We start from the raw sequence: 20,483 nt of genomic DNA, 5'->3' as shown, positions 1-20,483 counted from the left end.
CTTTTCATTGGCCAACTCCGGCAACTCAGTGTTAGGTTCCCTGCACATGTTGTTCTTGAGGATGAAACCTGTGATTAGTGGAATGAATACTGGGCATCATGCGTCATAAACTTCTTTTTACTTCTAACTTCCATTATTGCATCCAAAACTTCCTCAACACCAATACTTGCAATACAATTAGGTTTATGAGGGCAAGTTGTCTGCCCGCACGGTTGACATGGAAAATTGTGTTGTAATCCGATGCCATCACTTTCCAAGCCGACTCTTGCCTGGCTATCTGGGCCAAACAACCCTATTATTGGAACACTCAGGCTGCGAGCAAGATGCATAGGACCACTATCATTACTGACCATAATATCTACATTTGAAATAATCGACGCATTTTGGCGAAGTGTGTTGCCATCAGTCCTAATTGCATTTGGAAATACTTTTAAAAACCGGTTGAACTCTTCAACCATGGTGATATCACCAATTAAAATGATCTTTGCATTGTATTTTGAAAATAATATATCAGCAAGCTTAATAAAATTATCGATAGGCCAAAGCCGGGGCTGCCACGTTCCTCCCATGAAAAAACCGATTTTAAAATCGGTCCTATTAACGTTCTTGGTTAATAAAAAGTCATTAGCAAAGTCTATTTCCTCCTGATCAAGGTATATCCTCATTTTTCGGGTGCCGATTTCAGCTCCCAATTGCCTTGCAATTCCCAAACGAACGTCAATTTCATGCTTTCCCAAAGGATATTGCATTTCCCAGTCTAACAACCAACCGAATCCAGAACGTGAATATCCCGATAGATACTTAGCGCCTAACCAAATATTAAAGAAGAGCAGAGAGCGGAAGTCCCCCCCTACCTCAATTAGCAAGTCAATATTTCGATTTCTCAATTCCAATATTTCAATAACATATTGTTTATCAAAAATTTTTAAAAATTCCTTGAAACTAAACAAGTTTTTGGCGACCCAATTGCTTTTAACAATAATTAATTCATCTATGCAGGGATTATTTTTAAGAATGTTTTCCCCAATTTTATTGGTGATAACATGTATAGTAATTTGTGGGAATTCATTTTTGATTGCGGCTGCTAAAGGTGTGAACCATAGAATGTCTCCCATTCTTTCAATAGTGTTAAAATATATATTTGAAATACCATTCCTTGAAATCTTATTAAGAATTTCGTCCTCTTTTGATTTCCAGTTCCACTTGATTAGCTTATACGGCAGCCATAGAGGAAAGAATATGATGTTTATCAAATAAACATATACCCGACGTTTTCGATCAACAACATGAATCATGACTTCATTTAAATTAAAAGTAAAATAGTTCTTATTTTTTAATCCATATCAGAAATGCACCTGGGATAATACCAGCTATTGTTATAGCGCTAGACATCAGTGATACCGTAAGACATATATCGGCAGGTATACCTGCGTTAGTGAAAAAATACAAAAAAGCACCTTCTCTGACACCAATCCCAAAGTACGTCACGGGAATCATTGTAATAAGTATGATCATAGGAACAAAAGCAAATTGCAATTGCAATGGTATGCTATAATCAACAGATAAGAACAAGAAATTAATCTGTAATATCCTGAATGCCTGCGTTAAGCAGTTCCAAAAAAATATATTTAAAAGAAGCCGCGGATTGCTAATAAAATCCGTAATAGATTTATGTGTGTTTATTAAAAAATCAAAAAAACTTTCAGTATATTTTGTTAAAAAATTTGGACTTTTCAATGAAAATATTTTTGACTGAGTATATTGTAAAAGTATTTTAAATATAATATGTGGCAAAGATGAAAAAATTATGATTATAAAAATAATCGAAACAGCAGATATCGTTAGTATATACAAAAAAATATTACTATCTACGACATTATATACAAGAAAAAAACCAGCCAATGAAAAAAAAATCATCGAAATTACCGAAAATATCCTATCTACTGTCATTACACTAGTGCAATGGGTCAAAGATAAATTTTGACGTTTGAGCATAATTATGCGCACAGCATCTGGGCCAAAACTGCTTGGAATTGCGGAACTTAAAAAACCACTTACATAGAGAATGCGCACCATATCCATAAAGCTGATGTTCATACTTTTTTCTGAAAATAGCTTTATATACCTTATAGCCATAATAAATGTTTCAAAAAAAAGAAGAGCAAGTGCAACCGAGACAAGTTTTATATTGATATTGTAAATAATTCCTAAAATACTAGAAAAATCAAATGTTTTAATTATAACAATAAAACATAATGACATCAGCAAAAATTTAATAACAAATGATTGTAATCTGTTTAACATCAGGTATGGTAATATACTGAGAGTAATAAATCAAAGCAACAATACAACTGCACAGAGCTGCAACATAATTTTCTAAATATTATTAAATATCGACTACCTCAAAAAAAATCAATATATCAATGAAAATTAGCTTTTACATAACAAAAACAACAGAATTTTCCAGATATAAATTAGCAATATTGAATCACCGAGCACCTGCAACTTCTCAGTGCAAACTGACTTACTGTACCAGGATTCGACAATCAAAATTCAAAAACGATTAAGAGGATGTACAATCAAAATAAGAAAGCTTATCTTTTTACTGTTCGCAGCAATTATCTATTGGAGTCGGCATGACAAATGAAGTCTCAATTGCGTTACAAATATAAACTATTGTCTTTCTTTGGATGAGATAAATAAATTTGGATAGAATCGAGAAAGCACATTCATGAATTTTTCTTTAAATACTTCTGGACTGAAACGCAAAGCATTCTGTCTGCACTTTTCAGGGACAAAATTGTTTAAATCAAGTTCCATGCGCTGCACTGCTTCTATTAAAGCCTGGACCGACTGCTCATGGAAGAATATTCCGGTCTCTTGATCAATTACAGTTTCCAAGGAACCTCCTTCTCCAAATGCAATAACAGGGCGACCGGATGCTTGAGCTTCAAGAGGAGTGATGCCGAAATCTTCAATGCCAGGAAAAACAAAAGCTTTGCATCGTTTATAGTAATCACAAAGAACTGCAAAAGGTTGTGCGCCAAGAAACTTGATCGACCCTCCGGCGATTTCTCTAAGTTTATTCTTTTCAGGGCCGTCGCCAATAACAACTAAAGGTAGCTTGAGCTGTGTGAAGGCCTTTATTGCCAAATCAACCCGCTTGTATGGTTCTAAAGCGGCAACAATCAAATAAAAATTGTCATTTACATTTCCTGGTTTGAAGCTGTCTATATCTACAGGTGGATGGACAACATCTGATTCGCGATTATAAATTTTTTGTATCCGCTGCGCAACAAAATGTGAATTAGCAACAAAATAATCTACATTATCAGAACTTTTTTGATCATAAGCTCTTAGGTAAAGACTGCATATCTTAAAAAGTGTACGTATCCCTCTTGGCATGGACCTGACATACTCATCTTGCATATCCCAAAGGTACCTTGGAGGAGAATGACAGTAGCAAATATGCCTAGTATGTTTTGATTTTCTTATGCCCTTGATGAGAGATGCGTCAGAAGTAACAAGCAGATCTCCTCTGACATGTTTGCCCTGGATTAAAAGCGGGAAAAGCGGTAAAAACCAGCGGAAATTGCGGTGAATTCCAGGAATATGGCCCAAAAAAGTTTGTCGTATGGCATGGTTAGAAATAATTTTACTGGGAATGACAGGCGCTGCGACAATCGTTTCAATCGGCGCATCCGGGAAAAGCATACAAAGCTGTTCAAGTACCTTTTCACCTCCACGCATTGAAACGATCCAATGATGCGCCAAAGTGATCTGCATAACGATAACGTTATTTAAATAATGCTATGAAATACTAATTATGTATAAAAAATTGATCATATCATCGCATTCGGCGACTTAAAGACAATATGCTGATAAATGCACTGGAAAGAATTGTTTGAATGCCAAGTGCAGCAGACACGACGCCAGGTATTACTTTACGCATTATCTCAGAATAATCGAGAACGCCATACTGTTGTTGATGCCATATCCAAGTTGACTGTGCTAATAAATATATACCAATACTAAAAAGCAGGAACCCGGCCATTGATCCTCGCTCCAGAGTGAATATTTTGCAAATCCTTTCAATTCGATGGTCATTAGGCAATAACCTTTCGTTTATCGCAAAAACCTTAGTAAATATAGCGAAAAGAATTGACTGATACCCCATGATAATAAACAGGCTAGATGCCAGCATTGTATGCAAATCAAAGCCAATTCCACCGATTTGCAAGTTATAAAATCCTGCCAGATATCCCAAAATTCCGATAGTTATCAGGGCAGAGCCCGGAACGAGGAAAAGCCAGCGTGGCGAGGAAAGAATGAAAAAACGCAATGTGCGCCACCCATCGCGAAATGTTTTAAGATGAGGGCTGTTTGCTTTCCGTCCATCCTTGTGTAGGGTGATAGGCACCTCGGCAATCCGCTCGCAATAGAGACTGGCTTTGATGATCATTTCAGTGGCAAACTCCATCCCCGTACAGCGAAGGTGCCATCGATTATATGCATCTCGTGTAAATCCCCGCATACCGCAATAAATATCATGTATCGGAGCCCGAAACCAAGTGCGCGCAAGCCACGAAAAAAATGGATTGCCAATCCATCGATGGAGAACAGGCATAGCGCCGGGTTTGATAGTCCCACCGCCAGACGGAAGCCGGCAGCCCTGGACGAGATCATAGCCCTCACGTAAGAGATGTACGAACTTTGAAAGTTCTAAAAAGTCATAACTGTCATCAGCATCTCCCATTACTATATAACGGCCATATGATGCTTCAATTCCTCCCATTAGCGCATTTCCGTATCCGCGACTCAATACATTAACAACTCTGGCGCCTGATCCTTCCGCTATCTTCTGTGACCCGTCTGTGCTTCCATTATCAGCAACAACCACTTCGCCAACAATCCCGATCTGGTCCATAGATTTTTGAGCTTTTTGTATACACACGCCTAATGTTTCAGCCTCATTCAAGCATGGAATCACAACACTTAGCTCTATACAGTCCTGCTTATCCTTCATAATAAAGTCCTCATAAAATATCTAAATTCATAAAAATAGGATATCAACTCAATATTCAACAACTTCTTGGACAAAAAGACTCTTTACGACAATATCTCCACAACCATGATAGTAAATTCTAGGCTCTATCACAACAAACCGATCTGTTGTGATAAAAAGTTGATTAATTTGTGATGAATTTTCGCAATATATGTTTTTGCTTGCAATTATTGAATTGTTATAATTCTCAGTTACATCCAAGGTAGAAACCTTGCAGGCATCGATACAGTTACTAACCTCTAATTGGTAGTTTACTGAAAAAGTTCCAGGAAAAATATAAAAATAATTGCCCCAAGCGAGCTCCCCCTTTCTATCTATGCCAGATAAGGCAATTCTAGCGCTGATATCATTATTATAGTTTTTACCTGTATATGATCGCATTCTCTGCAAGTCAAGAATTGTCGACCAAGGCATCCTTGCTTCTGCGTGCTGAATTTTGATTATATTATCGACGCTTATCTGTGACAATTCGTTATGTTTTTCAAGCAATTCAACATATTTCTGCAGTGAAAACCTATCGACACCCAAGCTGTTTTGGACAAATAAGCCAATGACAAAAATAAAAATTGATAAAAAATACGCAAAAAACGATCTATATTTTATAATAATTACAATACCAACCAACACAATAGACATTAAAACATACATACTTGATAGAATTATATCAGCACGATCCCCATAAAAATAAGCATGTGGAAAATATATATCTTGCAATGAAGGGAATGAAGAAAGGGCTTGTAGCGGCAAGATAAATTGTCTACCAACATCAGGAAGATGCTTCCATACCAAAAACAAGAGCATACTGGAAAAGATACTTAGATAAATGAACAAGGCACGAGCCGGGAGCTTCGAGCGCTCAAGCATAACGGCTGCGCCTACAAAAAGCAGAGGTATTACGGCAACAAGATAACGCCCTGGCATGGACGATCCGCCGGTCCATACGCGGTTAGCGGCACAGATGAGCAACGCCGCCAAGAATGTTGTGAAAATACCTAAGCAAAGCAGGCGGTTCTTTTTATCAACAAAGAGCCAAACGACTGTTGCTCCTGAAAGCCAATAGAAAACAGGGAGCAAAGAGATCAGCCCGCGATCGCTGGCTAGGGTTCCCCATGCTCCGAAAGGATAGGCGAAAAGAAACTCCATGATAGGTGCTTGAGAGCCTCCTATGAACATGGACGTCTGCATGCCGTAATATACCCCATATCCTCCCAAACAGAGAAGAAAGAAGGCTGAAAGACGCAAAAGCTTGGATTTTAGGCTTTCTTCGCCCAGCAACCCAAATACACCAAAAAGGCCTATTCCCATCAAGCTCATAGGCACAAAACGTATGTGAGCGAAAGGCAGGTACACACAGCAGGCCGTAGCAATCAACATGGCCAGCCAGGGACGGTCACGTTGCGCAGCGACGGCCCAAAACGCCCAGATAAGCAGTGTTGCTCCGAGAACTTCGGGTAAGGCCCGAAATGAATACAAAACCCAGAAAACACTTGTTCCCAAGGAAAGCACGGCAAGCAGGGATGCAGCAGTTCCGGCCCCCATTCGGCGGCAAAGCAGAAAAAGGCCGGCCAACCCAGCCCCGGATATTATGCCCAGCACGATGTGCCGTCCGCCAAGCCCCCACTTCCATGAGGGTGTCAATAGCAGTGGCAAGCCATAAGGATGCCAACTATACCATGCATCACCGCGTGACTGTGACGCGACATGATAATAGTCTCGATTAATATGAGAAGAATCATCCAATCCCAAGGAATTCATTAATTGTTTTTTGATATCCAGGTTCCCATCTTCATAAAGACTTTGTGCCTGGATCAGATAATGCCCTTCGTCGCCGACATGCTCGCCAACGGCCTTGGAAAACTGGTAGCCTCCGTGCGCATACCCGATCAGAGCAATCAAAAAGATACCCCATGCCCAGGGCCATGTTTTTTGATTGCTTGCAGCCCCGGCATCAAGCAACGGAGTGAAAAGTTTGGCCAGGGAAAGGGAAAGCGCACCGAGCAGAATGAACAGCGGTGCATTCGTGCTCAATATCGGCGGGATAATATCGGCCGTGAACAACGGAACACATGCCAAGGGCAGCACACTCAGGGGGGCAAGGACATCAATGGCCCGCCGAATCCGCGGTTGTTCATGTTGCGTTTTTTTCATGGCCCAAAGGCAAAGGGCCACGGCCACGCCAGCCAGGAGAACAGCCAGAAGCGCCAAAACCCAGCGTAGAGTAAGGATCTGTTCTGATGGCCAGAGCGCGAAACCAAGCCCCTCGGCTTTGAGACGAAAGGCGTAAACCGGGGGATGCAGAAGGAAGTAAGCGGTGTACCAGATACTGAGAGAGATGCCGACTAGCGCAGCAAAAAAATAGCGAAAATTCCGGAAAAATATTTTCATATCGCCAGCTTTGGCTAAAAAGACCCTAAATTGTCTGATGCAGGCAATCATCCGATTTATATGCCCGTCTAGAGGTTGCATGCTGACAGGAAAGACGGTTTGCGGTCGAAAAGAAAAGCCTGGAGGCTCAGCAAGGAGACAGGTTTGAATCATTTCCTACCTGATGCCGCATCAAGCAGGTCTTCAGGGCGGTTTCATAACACTTTCGATGCGCGCCCATGGCTCCCAGGGACGATCACATACTGTTTTTACCGAAACGACTCAAGCAATTCTCCGTAGGAACGAAACATATTCGGGCGAGCCAGGGATGACTTGGAATATAAAAAATACGGCATACCGGCCCGCCGAGCGCACTCCCCGTCGCGATCGTCCCGGTCGCCGACGAACAGGCACTCGGCGGTATCAAGGTTCAGCAGCTCAGAGCAGACGATGAGTCCTTTGGGATCCGGCTTAAGCCGGTCGACCCGTTCATCCTCCGCGTCCAAGAGCAGGGAAAACGTCAATCCCATGCTTTGAGTTTTGGCCTGCGCCGGGTAGTCGGAAAAGACAGCCGTAGCGACACCGCGCATGGTCAAATGTTCCAGAAAAGAGTCCAGTCCGGGAAACTTGCAGGACGGCAAATGGCGCAAGGGCCGGTGAAACATCCACTCATGAACGATGCGGCGCACGTGTTCAAGGGGAGAGTTCAAGCGCTGCGCAGTCATGGCATACGGAGTATGGGCCACGTTGACGACTTCCATTGTCGGCATGCTTTCGCGCAAACGACGAAAAACGGCCAGGGTTTTTATGGTCCCCAGGCCGGTCATTGGTGAGCGGATACAATGCACAGCCAGTTCGCGGCACATTTTTCGACGCAGTCGAGGTTGATCGTACAAGGTGCCGTCCACGTCGAAGATCACGGCCTTGGGCAATTCCTTGAGCAGACGTCCCATCACAGGTACATGTCAAAGTACAGTTCCAGCAAAAAGTTATCCGTGTCCTGGGACAGGCGCTCCCCTTCCAGCTCCTTACGCTGATCAAAGCGTTCAAGGAGCATGACGCGCTCTGCCCCGGGCATGCGATGGGCCGTATCCAGAAGAGTTTCATCCAGGATTGCCCAGTGCGCCGCCAGAAACCGATTCTCGTTGAATTGGCCTTCCAGCACCTCGGTCACTTCGTACTCGTTCACCACAAGGCCCCGTTGATACGGGGCAATATCCTCGGGAGAAGGGACGGACGACGTCTGAACCACTCGTGCCCGGACCAGGACCGTATCCGGAATCGGCCGCTGTGCATGCTCATGGACGATCAATGCCTGCTGTTGGGCAATTTCCTCCGCCTTGAGTTCCCCCTGATACAGGGCAAACTTTTCCAAGCTGCCCTGCCAGTCATGGCCCCCGACTTTGTCTCCACCGAAAAGCAAGGTCGCGTCGAGCCACATGTCCGAGTCAATATCAACCGACAGGACACCAGCAAGGTTCCCGTCAACATAAACCCTCATCTCGCCTGGGAGATATGCCAGAGCAAAGTGCACAGGGCGTCCAGGAACGACCGGTTGCAGGATAGCGTCGGCATCCAATGCTTGCACTCGCCACCGCCCTTCACTGGATGCTATAAGAACCGGAAAGCCCGCTCTTTCCACCGCAAAAACCCAAGCCTCGTCCGTTTCGGTTTGCGCAAGGGCTGGGGTGGCCGTGAATTCCAGGGTGAATGCATCCAAAGGGGGGAACCGTTGAAGATGCTTCCCGAACGATTTGTCGATGAAGAATCCTCCGTCCAGGTGCATGGCGTTATGCCGGGTGTATCGGGCCAGCAAACGGGGTTCTGGTCTGAAAAAGTACTGCGAGCCGGTTTGCTTGACGATAATATCATGCAGCCCGGCTGCATTCTCCCAGACATAGAGCAAGCCTTCGCGATGAAGCGGCCATGATGCCTCCTGGGGTTTTGTTTCCCGGGCAACCACATCCTGTTTTGCAACCTTGAGATCTGCGTGAGGTTGAACCCAGACATCGGGATAAAAATCAGCGTTGCTGTCATCCGTTGCCTGGACCCAGGCTTCGATTTCAGTCCGCTCAGGGTTGAACCTTCCCAGGTATATTTTCACCCCAGCGCCGCCGCCCGGGAGCCTGTAGGAACCCTCTCCAACTTTATATGGACCGCTGACGGCAATAATACGTGAATGATTGGACCACCTGGGGTGGTATACCTCATAGCCGTCCATGCCGATCGCGTTGTTCACGTTCACCGTCCACCGATCCTCCCTGTTATCGCCCCGAAACATGAATACGTTGCGATGCGGGCCGTCAAAAATCCAGAACAGGTAGTCATTGTCAGGGGACATGGCCACCCAGCATCCCTGGCCCAATCGATCCCAGCGCCGGGCTTCAAGATCAAGAATGCCCGTTTCCGGCCAAGGAAAGGCAGCGCTGGCGTAGCGACCGTCTCGCGAAAGCTGAAAACTGTCCTCGCTGATCTGGGTCTGGTCCCAGACAAGCTGTTCCTGCTTTTCCGTCTGATCAGAATCATCTCCTGGAAAACTACCGTCAGCGGAAAACAAGGGAAAACGCCAGAGGGACAGGTACGCCGGCAGGATGCGACGATCATCCAAACGGTCCCTGGCCACGTAAAGCCACTCGATGCCTGTGTTCGGGTCAACCCATGTGGTTAGGCCGAACCCGGGTCCAAGGTCCCGCAACTGCCCGCCTTCCCAGCTCACGACAAAAACCCTTTGCTGGTAACGATCAGAAAACACAACCCACTCGCCATTAACAGTAAAAAAGGGTTTGGCCATATTGCCGTGGCCGTCAAGCACGATGCGCACACTTGGCAGGACTTCGGTGTCCAATCCCATCAGGCGCAGTTCGTCCCCTCGCGCAAGATAATCCGAACCATCGGAAGTGTCCTGAAGCCAGACAATACGCGCCGGTGCTCCTGTCAATTCACGTATTTCATCTGCTAAGCCGGCTTCAATTTGCTCCTCGATATGCGAATCCTTCTCCTGGGCGCATCCGGTCAAAACCAAGAACCACATACCAAAAACAACCAACCATCTTCGAAAAACCATCATGAACAAAAAAACCTTTGCAAAGTTAAGGTTGAATCGGCACAACCCGCCAACCGTCGGCATGAGTGAATTCCCGGGCCGTGAACACCCAGATTACGAGCTTTTTGTTCTGCCAGTAATCCGGGTTGCGCTGGGCCCGGCGAAAGAGATTGATCCGGGCCGGGGTGGCACCGGAGCCGCGTACGGCGATCAGGTCCATGGGCAGACCCAGTTCCAGGGCCAGCTGGTCGGCCAGCCCCGCTCCCCGGGCATGCATGTCTCCTCCGGCCTGAAAGACCAGATTGTGGCTGTCGCCGAGCAGGATCACCGGGCTGGCTTGGTCCGGTTCAATGGGCTCCAGGCCAGTGGACGCTTCCCGCCCCACTTGACGCAGGCTGACGGTTTCCCGTTCCAAGTCCGGCGAATCCAAGGCCCGCCACAGGTCTCCGCTGATTTCAACGTCTTGCCATCGATGATCAAACTGCTGGGCCGCGACCTCAGCGTACCACGGCATTTCTCGGGCCAAGCCTCCGATTTCCCGGGCCGCGGCGACGCACCCCACGCCGGACCAGTGGGTATCCTGGCGGCAGTACAGCGGGCCCTGGTCGGCAAGGCGTTCCCGGAGAAACACATTGGTCAGGTCGAGCACCCGCACGCCGTGCTCGCGCAAAAGTTCGTAAAATTCCTGGTGCGCCGGGTCCAGTCGCTGAAGAGGATCGTTCTTGGATAAACGGTCCGCCATGAATTCGGAAACAAAGTCGGGATAGATCAAGGCCTTGGGAGGAACCGGGACCAAAAGCAGCTCCACGCCCGCAGCCTGGAGCTGGGCATGAAAATCAAGAATGGCCGGCAGAGGATCAGCGAAATCCGGGCTGGTAGCCCGGCTGACCTCAGCGGCTCGCTCGCCCCAGAACCGCCCCGAGGCGACGTGGTCCAGTTCCTGATCGAAGAACAGCCAGCCTTCCAGCCCTTGAACGGCCATGGTTCCTTGTTCGCGGGCCTCAACGGCTAGTCTGGCCGATTCGGCAAAAAAAGCCGCTGTCGAATCTTCCGCCCAGACTGGAGCTGAGGAGAGAAGAACAAAAATGCCGACGACATTTACCAGGAGTCGACAGGGGTTCGGTATCTTCAAGAGACGACCTGTTAAGTTCAGATTGACGTCGACCTGCCTTGCCTCCATCCACGCTCCATTGTTATCTATCCACCATTTTTTCATTCCAAAATCTCTCCCCATGTCGGTTCTTCCAGTTGCAAGGCGAAATCATCCAATTCGCTGCGATTGATCCCGTCGTAGGCATCGGCCACACCCGTCCAGGCCTGGAGCCGGATGGTCACCTCGTCTCCGGGGCGCAGACGGGCCGCCGGTGTCCAGACATTGTCCCGCATGCCCCAGACATAGACCACGGCCTGGGGATCGGCAAGCAAGGTCCCATCGTGCTCCAGGTCCACCAGGTGCAGGCTGAGGATGTGGTCGGCGTAGGGCACGCTGCCGGGACGGGGGACCGGGGACGCGGCGGCGACCACGGCCCGGACCTCCAGAGGGTGGTTGGGTTCAGGCTGGAAAAAAAGCGAGGGCAGGGGCTCGCCCAACTCCAGGTCAATCAGCTTCCAGTCTCCCACGGCCAGTTCCCGGACGGCGAACTGATGGATCACCACCCGTTTGCCCTCCAGACGGTCCCGGCCCCGGGCCAGTTCCCGGGCCAGAATCTCCCGCGTGGCAAAGGCCCCGTGGTCATTGCGGGCGATGCGGTCCACGGGGCGTTGCAGGGCCAGGCTGAGATGTTCGGCAAACCCGGCCGCCTCTCCCCAACCCATGGGCTCCAGGGAAAAAATATTGGTGAAGCTGTCGCCCAGCAGCAGAACGTCGGCGGCGGTATCAGGCCGCCAGAAGTCGTCCCGGGCGCCCAGGAGCTGTTCCAACGGGACGGTTTCCGGAGGAAACAAGGGGCTGTCCTGGGGCAGCTCCAGCATGGTGGCGATATCGCCGGTATGGGCGATTTCAACGGCCCTGGTTCGCATTCCGGTTGCGGCGCGAAGAGCCGGTAAATCTTGTTGCCGCAAAAAGTCTCCCAGCTCACGGGCCACGCGCTGCATGGCCTCGGGTCGCCAGTGGGTGTCCGTGGCAAGGTATTGGGGTTGTCCGGTCTCGGCCTTGGCCCGCATCAGAATCGGAAGGGGATCGAAAACCAGGATGCCAGCCTGCTCCAGGTCCCGGACAAAGGCGGCGTAGGAAGGGTTGTTCAGGGGCTCGGCTTTGTTCAAGCCTGCGGCGAACATCTCCGGGTGGACCATGGGCTTTACCGGGGTGGGCATGACCACCAACTCGATGTCCCGGGCCCGCAGCTGCCGGTGCAGGTCCACCAGGGCTTTGCGAGGGTCCGGTTGCGGCGCGGGCTGCCATTCGTTGCCTGCTGCCGCCCGCCGGGCCAGTTGCCGGGGCACCAGAAAGCCGGGACCAGTGAGATAATCCAGGCCGGGCCGGTAAAAGAGCCACCCGTCCCGCCCCACGTAGACCTGCTCGTTGCCCACTCCCAGGCGGGTCAACACGGTCTGCATGCCGGGGCGGACAAGTTGTCCCAAAATGGATGCGTCCTCCAGGTCGTCCTCGAACGCGCCCATCTCGCGCAGCAGCAGCCGGTTGGCGGCCAGAACCCTGGAGAAAAAAGGCTGGTCGGAAGTGTGGAAGACATCTAAGGCTTCGGGCACGGCCCGGAGAATCTCCAGGGACTGGGGCAGCCAGGTGGATCGTTCTCCGCGTAAAGCGGCCCGCAGGTCATGGACATGCTGGCTCACGGTCACCAGGCCGATGAGCAGGAGCAGGGCCAGGGTCAGCAGCCAGGCCGTGGCCCGGGATATCCGAGTCACGCCCACCTGTTCCCGGGCGGTCTGTTCTCGCGAGCGTTGCAGATCAAAATCGGCCATGGCTAAAATATAAAGTAGATGAATGGGTTATAGGCCTGGGTCGCCAGCACGGCCACGGAGAGCAGCAGCAGGGCCACGATTACCAAAGCCTTGGCCGGGGTGATGGCCCTGGTCCAGTCCCAGGTCTGGGGACAGGACCAGGTGACCACGGCGGCCAACAGGAAGGTGCCCAGGTAGTAGGGTTGGTAGATCAGTCCGTTGAGCAGTCCGGCGCCCGCGATGGCCTCTGGGCCTGCCTGGACCAGGCCGAACATGGTTCCCAGGTAGGTCAGGGCCGAGGGCAGGTCCGCAGCCCGGAAAAAGACCCAGGTGATCAAGATCAGAACAAAAGTGAACGCGATTTGCACCCCGCCAGGCAGGCGATGGTAGAGGCTGGCCTTGCCCCGGATTCGTTCCAATCCCAGGAGCAGGCCGTGCAATGCGCCCCAGATCACGAAGGTCCAGGCCGCTCCGTGCCACAGCCCGCCCAGGAGCATGACCAGGGCCAGATTGATGGCCGTGCGCCGGGGGCCTTTGCGGTTGCCGCCCAGGGGGATGTACAGGTAGTCCCGCAGCCAGGTGGACAGGGAAATGTGCCAGCGCCGCCAGAACTCCGTGATGGACTTGGACAGGTACGGCGAATCGAAGTTCTTGGGAAAGACGAAGCCCAGCATCAGGCCCAGGCCGATGGCCATGTCCGAGTAGGCGCTGAAGTCGAAGTAGATCTGAAAGGCGTAGGCCGCGGCCCCGTACCAGGCCTGGACCGTGGTGATGGTCGCGGCGTCGAAAATGGTGTCCGCCACCTTGCCGCAGGGGTTGGCCAGAAGGATCTTCTTGGCCAGGCCCAGGCTGACGAAGGCCACGCCCCGGGCGAACTTTTCCAGGGTATGGGCGCGGTGCAGGAGCTGATCCGCCACCTCCCGGAAGCGGATGATCGGCCCGGCCACAAGCTGCGGGAACATGGACACGTAGCAGGCGAAGTCGATGAAGTTGCGCAGGGCCTTGGCCTGGCCTCGATAGACGTCGATGGAGTAGCTCATGGACTGGAAGGTATAGAAGCTGATCCCCAACGGCAGGGTGATCCGCAGGGCCGTTTCCAGTTGCAGCCCATGCAGGCCGAGCCAGCCCAGCAGCAGGTCGTAGTTCTCCACGGCGAAATTGAAATACTTAAAAAAGCCGAGCAGGGAGAGGTTGGTCAGGATGGACACGGCCAGGGCGATTTTCTGGCTGCGGGTGCGCGGCCCCTTCGGGTCCAACTCCTGAATGGGCCGCTGGTCGAACAAGGGCCGCCGCCCGGCCATGATCAATCCGCAGAAATAGTCCACCACCGTGGACGACAGCAGGATCAGGACGAACAGCGGATTGGACCAGCCGTAAAAGGCGTAGCTGAGTACCGTCAGCCCCAGATGCTTGCCCCGCCGGGGCAGCAGATAATAGGCGAACAGGGCCAGCGGTAGAAAATAGAAAAGGAAAATATGGGAGCTGAAGACCATGTCGTCAGGAAAAAACGCGTTGTGATTCGGTTGCGCGGGAAGCGCGGTGAGGCAAGAATTTCAGGCTATCAGGAGTGCCTGAGGTGATCAAGACCGCCGAGAGGCGAGAGGTTATGGGCGTTTGATGTTGCGGTCTTCACCCATGCGGACTAAAATCATCGGTACAATGTCCCCTTCAGAGGCTCATCAGTCATTTCTCCACCGTGCTCAAGCCTTGTTTTCCGGAATCCGGCGCCCCCCGGCTCCAACGGAAGCTCCATGAGCGGTCGCGATGCTCAGAACGCGGCCGACGCGCACTGCCTACGGGAAAGGTTGGAGCGGACTCTGGAACTGTACAGGCAAAATCTTTCCGTCTTTCACAAGTTCAAACTTTGCGCCTCTCAAATCCAGGCCATAACCTCCCTGGACCAACTTCCCGCGCTTCTGACCACGTTGCGCGGCAGCCTCAAATTGCGGGACATTCATCTCGTCTTGGACCGGGAGCAGTACGCCGGTTTTCTCCCCGATTCCATCCCCACCCGATCCCAGCTTTCTCTTCGACGCATGCTCAGGGAGATGGGCCTGGCCGAGTCCTTCAGGCACCCACTGCTCGGCTCCTTCGCGGACATCGCGATCCAGGCTCCTACCGCCCGGGAACTGTTCCAAACACGCGGCCAACGGGACTGTCTCGGCTCGGTATGCGTCTTTCCCCTCTGGGACAAGTATCAGCCGGACAACCTGATCGGCTTTCTGGCCCTGAAAGACGGCGATCCTTTGCGCTACAATGAAGGAATGGCCACCGACTTCATCGAGTTCTTCGCCGACCTGTTCTCCTGGTCCCTGGTAACGCTCCGGGAACACGAAAAACTCCAGCGTGAATCCACTCAAGACCATCTTACCGGTTGTCATAACCGATCCTACCTGATGAAGCACGCGCCGCGAATCCTGGAGTTCGCGCATCGTAAAAAAATGCCGGTCGCGCTGCTGTTCATCGATCTGGACGGATTCAAAAAAGTCAACGACACCTTGGGTCATGCTTGCGGAGACCAGCTCCTGGTCGCCGTGGCGCATGCGATCCAGAACATCGTTCGCGACTACGACATTTTCATCCGTCTGGGAGGCGACGAATTTTTACTGCTGCTTCCGGACGTGAACAGGGAAACGGCTCAAAGAACCGCAAACCGCATCCAGGATGCGCTGCGCACCCTCCCCGTCGCCCAAGTCTGTGCGGTCGCCACGCAACTCAGGATCACGGCCTCCATCGGCTTGGCCATGCATCGCCCCGGAGAAACCCTCCACCAGTTCATCCAACGGGCAGACACGAGCATGTACAGCGCTAAGCCTTCAGCCAGCGAACGGGCGCGAACCTCCGAGTCAACTTGACGAGACTGGTTGTCGAGTCGCCTTTTGGTCTCACGCTTGCATTCGAGCACGAAAGGACGTCATCCGGTATCCGTTCATGACCGACCAGGAGAAGGCACATGCTTACAGGAAACCTGCAATCTATCGGCAACCCTTCCGCCACGCCTTACGTGAACTCGGTGCACACCGTTCCGCCCAGGGCAAATTCCCTTGGCGGCAATTCCTCGAACAGCGCGGATACCGTGACGATATCCAGCGAAGGCAGGCGGGCTGCGGATGCTCTGCGCGGCGACATTTCCGCCACAGGGGATGCCCGGCAGACATCCGCCGCCGACTACCCCCTGGAAATGTATCAGATTCCCGCCTGGTTCGCTGAATATGGGTTTCAAGTTTCCACCCAGCTTGGGGCCAAAGGAGATTGGTTCGCTGAAAGATATCCCCAAGCCGCTGCCGCATCCACCGCTGAACGTAGGGAATACGCCGAACTCGTGCGCGGGCATTATCGGGCCATGCTTGCTGAAAACGACATTACCGGCTTGGAGTCTCACTACAACGCCCTGGTGCTTGACCAGTCGCGCAGCGAATCTCTGCGTCAAGAAATGATGGAGCGAGTCCGGGGAGACACCCGACTGGCTGAGTTGATGCACATCATGGGCAAGTCTTCCGTGATAATGTAGACCTGCGCATCGTCTTCGCCGTGACGACCATTGTGGCTGGCTTGCGGCCTGTTGTCGTCGCCTGGAAAAATATTCCCATTGAGGGCGGACTGTCCGCCCTTTTCATTTCCTTTTCCGTCTTCAAGAAGTCAGTTTATCGCTGGATAGGGCAGGCGAAGCCGCTTCATGCCAGCAGATGCGTCCGGCCAGATACGTCTTGCCGGATACCTCTGGCCAGAGTCGCTACCGAGGCATGCCTTTTGCTGCGATACTGCGCACGGCAACTATTTCCCAATTGGAGTGAGCTATGCGCATAGACGGTTATCAGAATTTTTTGCGGACAGGGGAGTCTGCGGGACAGCCCATTGTCCGGGAAACTCAGGCAACGGATTGGTTCCGGGGCGCTTCGACCTCCGCCGGGGGCGACACCGTGAGCATTTCACCTGCGGCCAGGGAGGCTCAGCAAGCCGCAAAGTCCGAAGACACCGGCGACAATGACGCGGCGGAAGCATTCAGGAAGTACATGCACAAGGCCAGAGGCGGGATCGATTCCTCTTCAAGCGGCCCCTTGGAGGCGCTGCAAGCCCGGCTGAAGGACCTGACGAACAAACTGTCCGCCATCGCCGCCAACCAGTCTATGCCGGAGCAGACGAAAAACAGCATGATCCAAGTAATCCAGGCTGAAATTAATCAGATTTCCGCCCAAATCGCCGAACTTGAGGCGCAAGCCTCGGAGACGGCATGATCGGAGCTCTAAATAGCTCCATCAGCTATCGCCGTTCCGTCCCAACGCGCTTCCGGGCCTCGTCAATTCTCTCCAGAACATAATCCTCGAGAACGGAATCCGGCTCTTCCACGTCGAAGCAATAACCGTCCTCGCCAAGCAGCCCCAGGGGCACGAGATTACCGCGCTCTTCCGGGTCACTGACCGTGTCCGCGTAAAAACAGACCGAGAGCCACCGCCCGTCCACGTCTTCGACCACATCTACCAGACAGAACAGTTCTCCCGAGACAGCGCCCTTGTCCGGCTCCGCGATTTTTGCCCGCAGACTGGCGCTCACTCCGTCCCGTTCCACGAACTCCATCTCGTTTTCAGGGTCGCGCAACGCTTCCAGCAAGCGCGCGAAAAAAGGACGGACTCGCTTCGGGTCCGCCTGCCATCTCGTCAGATAGGCCTGGACGACTTCCAGCATGCTTTCTCCTTATAATTGATTGAGGTGTACAACAATGGGCGTTCGCCGCAAAAGGCGGGCTGGATACTGACTCAATTCGGAACGCCGTTCAAGGGCGAGACCATTGCAGCGCCCGCGCTGCCTTTTGACATTTCCGGCCAAGCCCCATACATCCCAGAACGTTCCTGAATACATCTCAACAACCGTGCGTGGAAAGCGGACGCACGCCCGGCGCTTTTCCATCCACTCGGGGTTGACCCATGAAAATTTATTTCTTCCTGCTGGCGATTCTTTTCCTGGCCACCACGGTCACGCGGCTGTTGCTGCTCGCCATTTCCGGCGAACCCGCGCTCACCGTGAAAATCCTGGCCGACATCGCCTTTTTCGCCCTCTGCCTGCTGGCCTGCCATGGGTTGGCTTTCGGACGACACCACTTCTCGCCGTCATTCTGGGTCTGGCCCGGGCGGCTGACGTTGATCCTGGGCGGGGTCCACGTCTTGTTGGTGCTGTCCACCCTGGACGAGTCCGCTTCGCCGTTCTGGCCCATCGACCTGGGCATGGCGGTGGTCATCTACGGCCTCTTCGCCATTCCCGCGATCCTCTACGCCAATGAGCTGAAAACCGGAGCAGCTTCGGCTTCGGGCCCGTAACGGACCGAGCAATATTCGGCCCCGCCCCTGATCCGGGCGACCCGTAACGGTACGCGACACACCCCTCGCAGGGCGTGTTTCGTCCATCCTCTTGACGCATTCCCTTTCACTCCACTTTCTTGATCATGCCCACGCCCCTTGTCTCTCCCGGCACGGATGCCGCCGGCTATCCGGCCTTTCGATCCGTAGTTCCCGGCCTGCTCAGCCTAATGGGCATTTTTTTCGCCAACTTTCTGAGCCGGGTCGTCCTTGCTCCGTTTTTACTGCATATCCGTGACGATTTCGATCTGACCAAGGCCCAGGCCGGGGAGCTGTTCTTCATCGTCTCCCTGGGCTACAGCGTGGCCCTGCTCTGCTCCGGCCTCCTTTCCTCCCGTCTGGAGCACCGCCATGTGATCGTGGTTTCCGCGGTGGGCATCGCCCTGGCCCTGGTCATGGCCGCGCTCAGCCCGAACCTGCTCTGGCTGCGGTCGAGCCTGCTCGTGGTCGGCCTTTTCGGCGGGCTGTACTTTCCGTCCGGTTTCGCCGTGCTCACGTCCATGGTCCCGCACACCAACTGGGGCAAGGCCCTGGCCATCCATGAGCTGGCCCCGAACCTCAGCTTTATCCTGGCCCCGCTGCTGGCGGAAATGACGATTGGTCTGGGGCTGGGCTGGAGGACGGCGTTGACCGGCAACGCTCTCCTGGCACTGGTCGCCCTGGTTCTGTTCCTTCGGTACTGTTCCGCGGGCCGGGAAAAAAGCATTCCTCCCCGCCCCAAGGCCTACCTGACCGCCCTGGGGGACCGGCGCTTCTGGATTCTGGCCGTCTTCTTCACCATGGCCATCGGGGCCACCCAGGGCGTCTACGCCCAAACGCCGCTGTACCTGGTCAGCGTTCGTGATCTGCCCGCGGACTGGGTCAACTACCTCCTGGCCGCGTCCCGGGTTTCCGGGCTGTTTCTGGTCTTCTGGGCCGGAATGATCGTGGATCGCCTCGGTCCCATTCGGGCCCTGCGCATTTTCGTGGCCCTGACCGGCATCGCGACCATCACCTTCGGCCTGCTGCCCGGGAGCTGGGTCATGCTGGCGGTGCTGGTCCAGCCGACCATGGGCGGCTGTTTTTTCCCAGCCGGGTTCGCCGTGCTCTCCCTGGTCTACCCCGCGGCCGTCCGGCCCCTGGCCATCTCCCTGGTTGTGCCCATGGCCGTGCTGGCCGGCGGCGGACTGATTCCGGCCGGACTTGGCATCTTCGGCGACCACGACCTCTTCGCCCTGGGCTTCATTCTCCTGGGGGCGGCGATCCTGCTCAGCACGCTCCTGACCACGGCCCTCAAGCCGTCGCCGTCACAAGATCAGCCCACGCCCTGATCCGCCTTTGCCTCGCGAAGCCGAACACGACACCGACATTTTTGGGCAACAGCCGATCTTGCTGAAAATTTCACCACGGGGAGCACGGGGAGCACAGGGAAGATATTTCGTAAAATTGAGGTAACTATTCAGCATTGAGTAATACCGTTACCGGGGTCGGAGTCGGGATCGGCGCTTCGCTATCGGGATCGAAAACGCTGGAAGCGTTCATAATTTTTCCTGTTCCGATTCCGATAGCGACCCCGACTCCGATTGCCGGAGCAAGGGCGAACACAAAATGTGCTGAGTAAATACAAATTGAGGAGTTCTTTCCCCGTGCTCCCCGTGTGCCCCGTGGTTGAACATCCTGGACAGACGATGGAAATGGAAGTGTCGCTGTAGTGCCAAGCCATCGCCCGTCCGCCCAAAACCATTGACGAACAAGCCCGTGTCCGGCACCTCTCTCCGGG

General features: G+C 52.4%; 16 protein-coding genes. 5 read left to right on the top strand and 11 right to left on the bottom strand.

Going from position 1 to position 20,483, the window contains the following annotated elements; genetic code table 11:
• Window positions 1–74: 74 nt before the first annotated feature.
• The 10 genes from DESLA_RS0113920 to DESLA_RS0113880 all read right to left on the bottom strand — a co-directional run bounded on the left by DESLA_RS0113920 (window position 75) and on the right by DESLA_RS0113880 (window position 14,866).
• Entirely contained in the window at window positions 75–1,295 is a 1,221-nt protein-coding gene (locus DESLA_RS0113920; RefSeq protein WP_028572934.1) for a glycosyltransferase family 9 protein, read from the bottom strand.
• A 31-nt stretch (window positions 1,296–1,326) separates the two neighbouring features.
• Window positions 1,327–2,304 (bottom strand): lysylphosphatidylglycerol synthase transmembrane domain-containing protein, encoded by a 978-nt coding sequence (locus DESLA_RS22540; RefSeq protein WP_084032087.1) that lies wholly within the window; start codon window positions 2,302–2,304, stop codon window positions 1,327–1,329.
• Window positions 2,305–2,673: 369 nt separating this feature from the next.
• Window positions 2,674–3,786, bottom strand: coding sequence for a glycosyltransferase (locus DESLA_RS22535; protein ID WP_084032086.1), 1,113 nt, complete (start codon window positions 3,784–3,786; stop codon window positions 2,674–2,676).
• 61 nt (window positions 3,787–3,847) lie between these two features.
• Window positions 3,848–5,026, bottom strand: coding sequence for a glycosyltransferase family 2 protein (locus tag DESLA_RS0113910; RefSeq protein WP_028572933.1), 1,179 nt, complete (start codon window positions 5,024–5,026; stop codon window positions 3,848–3,850).
• Window positions 5,027–5,074: 48 nt separating this feature from the next.
• On the bottom strand, window positions 5,075–7,603 hold the full coding sequence (locus tag DESLA_RS0113905) for a hypothetical protein (protein ID WP_028572932.1): 2,529 nt from the start codon (window positions 7,601–7,603) through the stop codon (window positions 5,075–5,077).
• Window positions 7,604–7,698: 95 nt separating this feature from the next.
• Window positions 7,699–8,382 (bottom strand): HAD family hydrolase, encoded by a 684-nt coding sequence (locus tag DESLA_RS20605; protein WP_051434698.1) that lies wholly within the window; start codon window positions 8,380–8,382, stop codon window positions 7,699–7,701.
• Window positions 8,382–10,556 (bottom strand): LamG-like jellyroll fold domain-containing protein, encoded by a 2,175-nt coding sequence (locus DESLA_RS0113895; RefSeq protein WP_028572931.1) that lies wholly within the window; start codon window positions 10,554–10,556, stop codon window positions 8,382–8,384. Before DESLA_RS0113895 ends, DESLA_RS20605 begins: the two co-directional genes overlap by 1 nt.
• Window positions 10,519–11,454, bottom strand: coding sequence for an alginate O-acetyltransferase AlgX-related protein (locus DESLA_RS0113890; protein ID WP_028572930.1), 936 nt, complete (start codon window positions 11,452–11,454; stop codon window positions 10,519–10,521). Before DESLA_RS0113890 ends, DESLA_RS0113895 begins: the two co-directional genes overlap by 38 nt.
• A gap of 230 nt (window positions 11,455–11,684) precedes the next feature.
• Window positions 11,685–13,394: an alginate O-acetyltransferase AlgX-related protein gene (locus DESLA_RS0113885; RefSeq protein ID WP_028572929.1), complete on the bottom strand. Its 1,710-nt coding sequence runs from the start codon at window positions 13,392–13,394 to the stop codon at window positions 11,685–11,687.
• Between the two features lie 2 nt (window positions 13,395–13,396).
• Entirely contained in the window at window positions 13,397–14,866 is a 1,470-nt protein-coding gene (locus tag DESLA_RS0113880; protein ID WP_028572928.1) for an MBOAT family O-acyltransferase, read from the bottom strand.
• Between the two features lie 258 nt (window positions 14,867–15,124).
• Here DESLA_RS0113880 and DESLA_RS0113875 point away from each other — a divergent pair, with 258 nt between their 5' ends.
• The 3 genes from DESLA_RS0113875 to DESLA_RS0113865 all read left to right on the top strand — a co-directional run bounded on the left by DESLA_RS0113875 (window position 15,125) and on the right by DESLA_RS0113865 (window position 17,608).
• Window positions 15,125–16,228 carry a GGDEF domain-containing protein gene (locus DESLA_RS0113875; RefSeq protein ID WP_028572927.1) on the top strand — a complete coding sequence of 368 codons (1,104 nt, stop codon included), beginning with the start codon at window positions 15,125–15,127 and terminating at the stop codon, window positions 16,226–16,228.
• Window positions 16,229–16,326: 98 nt separating this feature from the next.
• Window positions 16,327–16,884 (top strand): hypothetical protein, encoded by a 558-nt coding sequence (locus DESLA_RS0113870; RefSeq protein ID WP_028572926.1) that lies wholly within the window; start codon window positions 16,327–16,329, stop codon window positions 16,882–16,884.
• A 286-nt stretch (window positions 16,885–17,170) separates the two neighbouring features.
• Window positions 17,171–17,608 carry a FlxA-like family protein gene (locus tag DESLA_RS0113865; protein WP_028572925.1) on the top strand — a complete coding sequence of 146 codons (438 nt, stop codon included), beginning with the start codon at window positions 17,171–17,173 and terminating at the stop codon, window positions 17,606–17,608.
• 25 nt (window positions 17,609–17,633) lie between these two features.
• On the opposite strand, the gene DESLA_RS0113860 is transcribed toward DESLA_RS0113865, so the two are convergent.
• Complete coding sequence (locus tag DESLA_RS0113860) at window positions 17,634–18,056, bottom strand: hypothetical protein (RefSeq protein WP_028572924.1); 423 nt, start codon at window positions 18,054–18,056, stop codon at window positions 17,634–17,636.
• Window positions 18,057–18,295: 239 nt separating this feature from the next.
• Here DESLA_RS0113860 and DESLA_RS0113855 point away from each other — a divergent pair, with 239 nt between their 5' ends.
• Window positions 18,296–18,685: a hypothetical protein gene (locus DESLA_RS0113855; protein ID WP_028572923.1), complete on the top strand. Its 390-nt coding sequence runs from the start codon at window positions 18,296–18,298 to the stop codon at window positions 18,683–18,685.
• 125 nt (window positions 18,686–18,810) lie between these two features.
• The gene (locus DESLA_RS20600) at window positions 18,811–20,034 is read left to right on the top strand and encodes an MFS transporter (RefSeq protein WP_051434697.1); all 1,224 of its coding nucleotides are present in this window, start codon (window positions 18,811–18,813) and stop codon (window positions 20,032–20,034) included.
• Window positions 20,035–20,483: the final 449 nt, after the last annotated feature.

The sequence above is a fragment of the Desulfonatronum lacustre DSM 10312 genome (assembly GCF_000519265.1).
Taxonomy (GTDB): domain Bacteria; phylum Desulfobacterota; class Desulfovibrionia; order Desulfovibrionales; family Desulfonatronaceae; genus Desulfonatronum; species Desulfonatronum lacustre.
The sequence above is the reverse complement of the archived record's forward strand: the minus strand, read 5'-3'. Positions and strand labels throughout refer to the sequence as shown.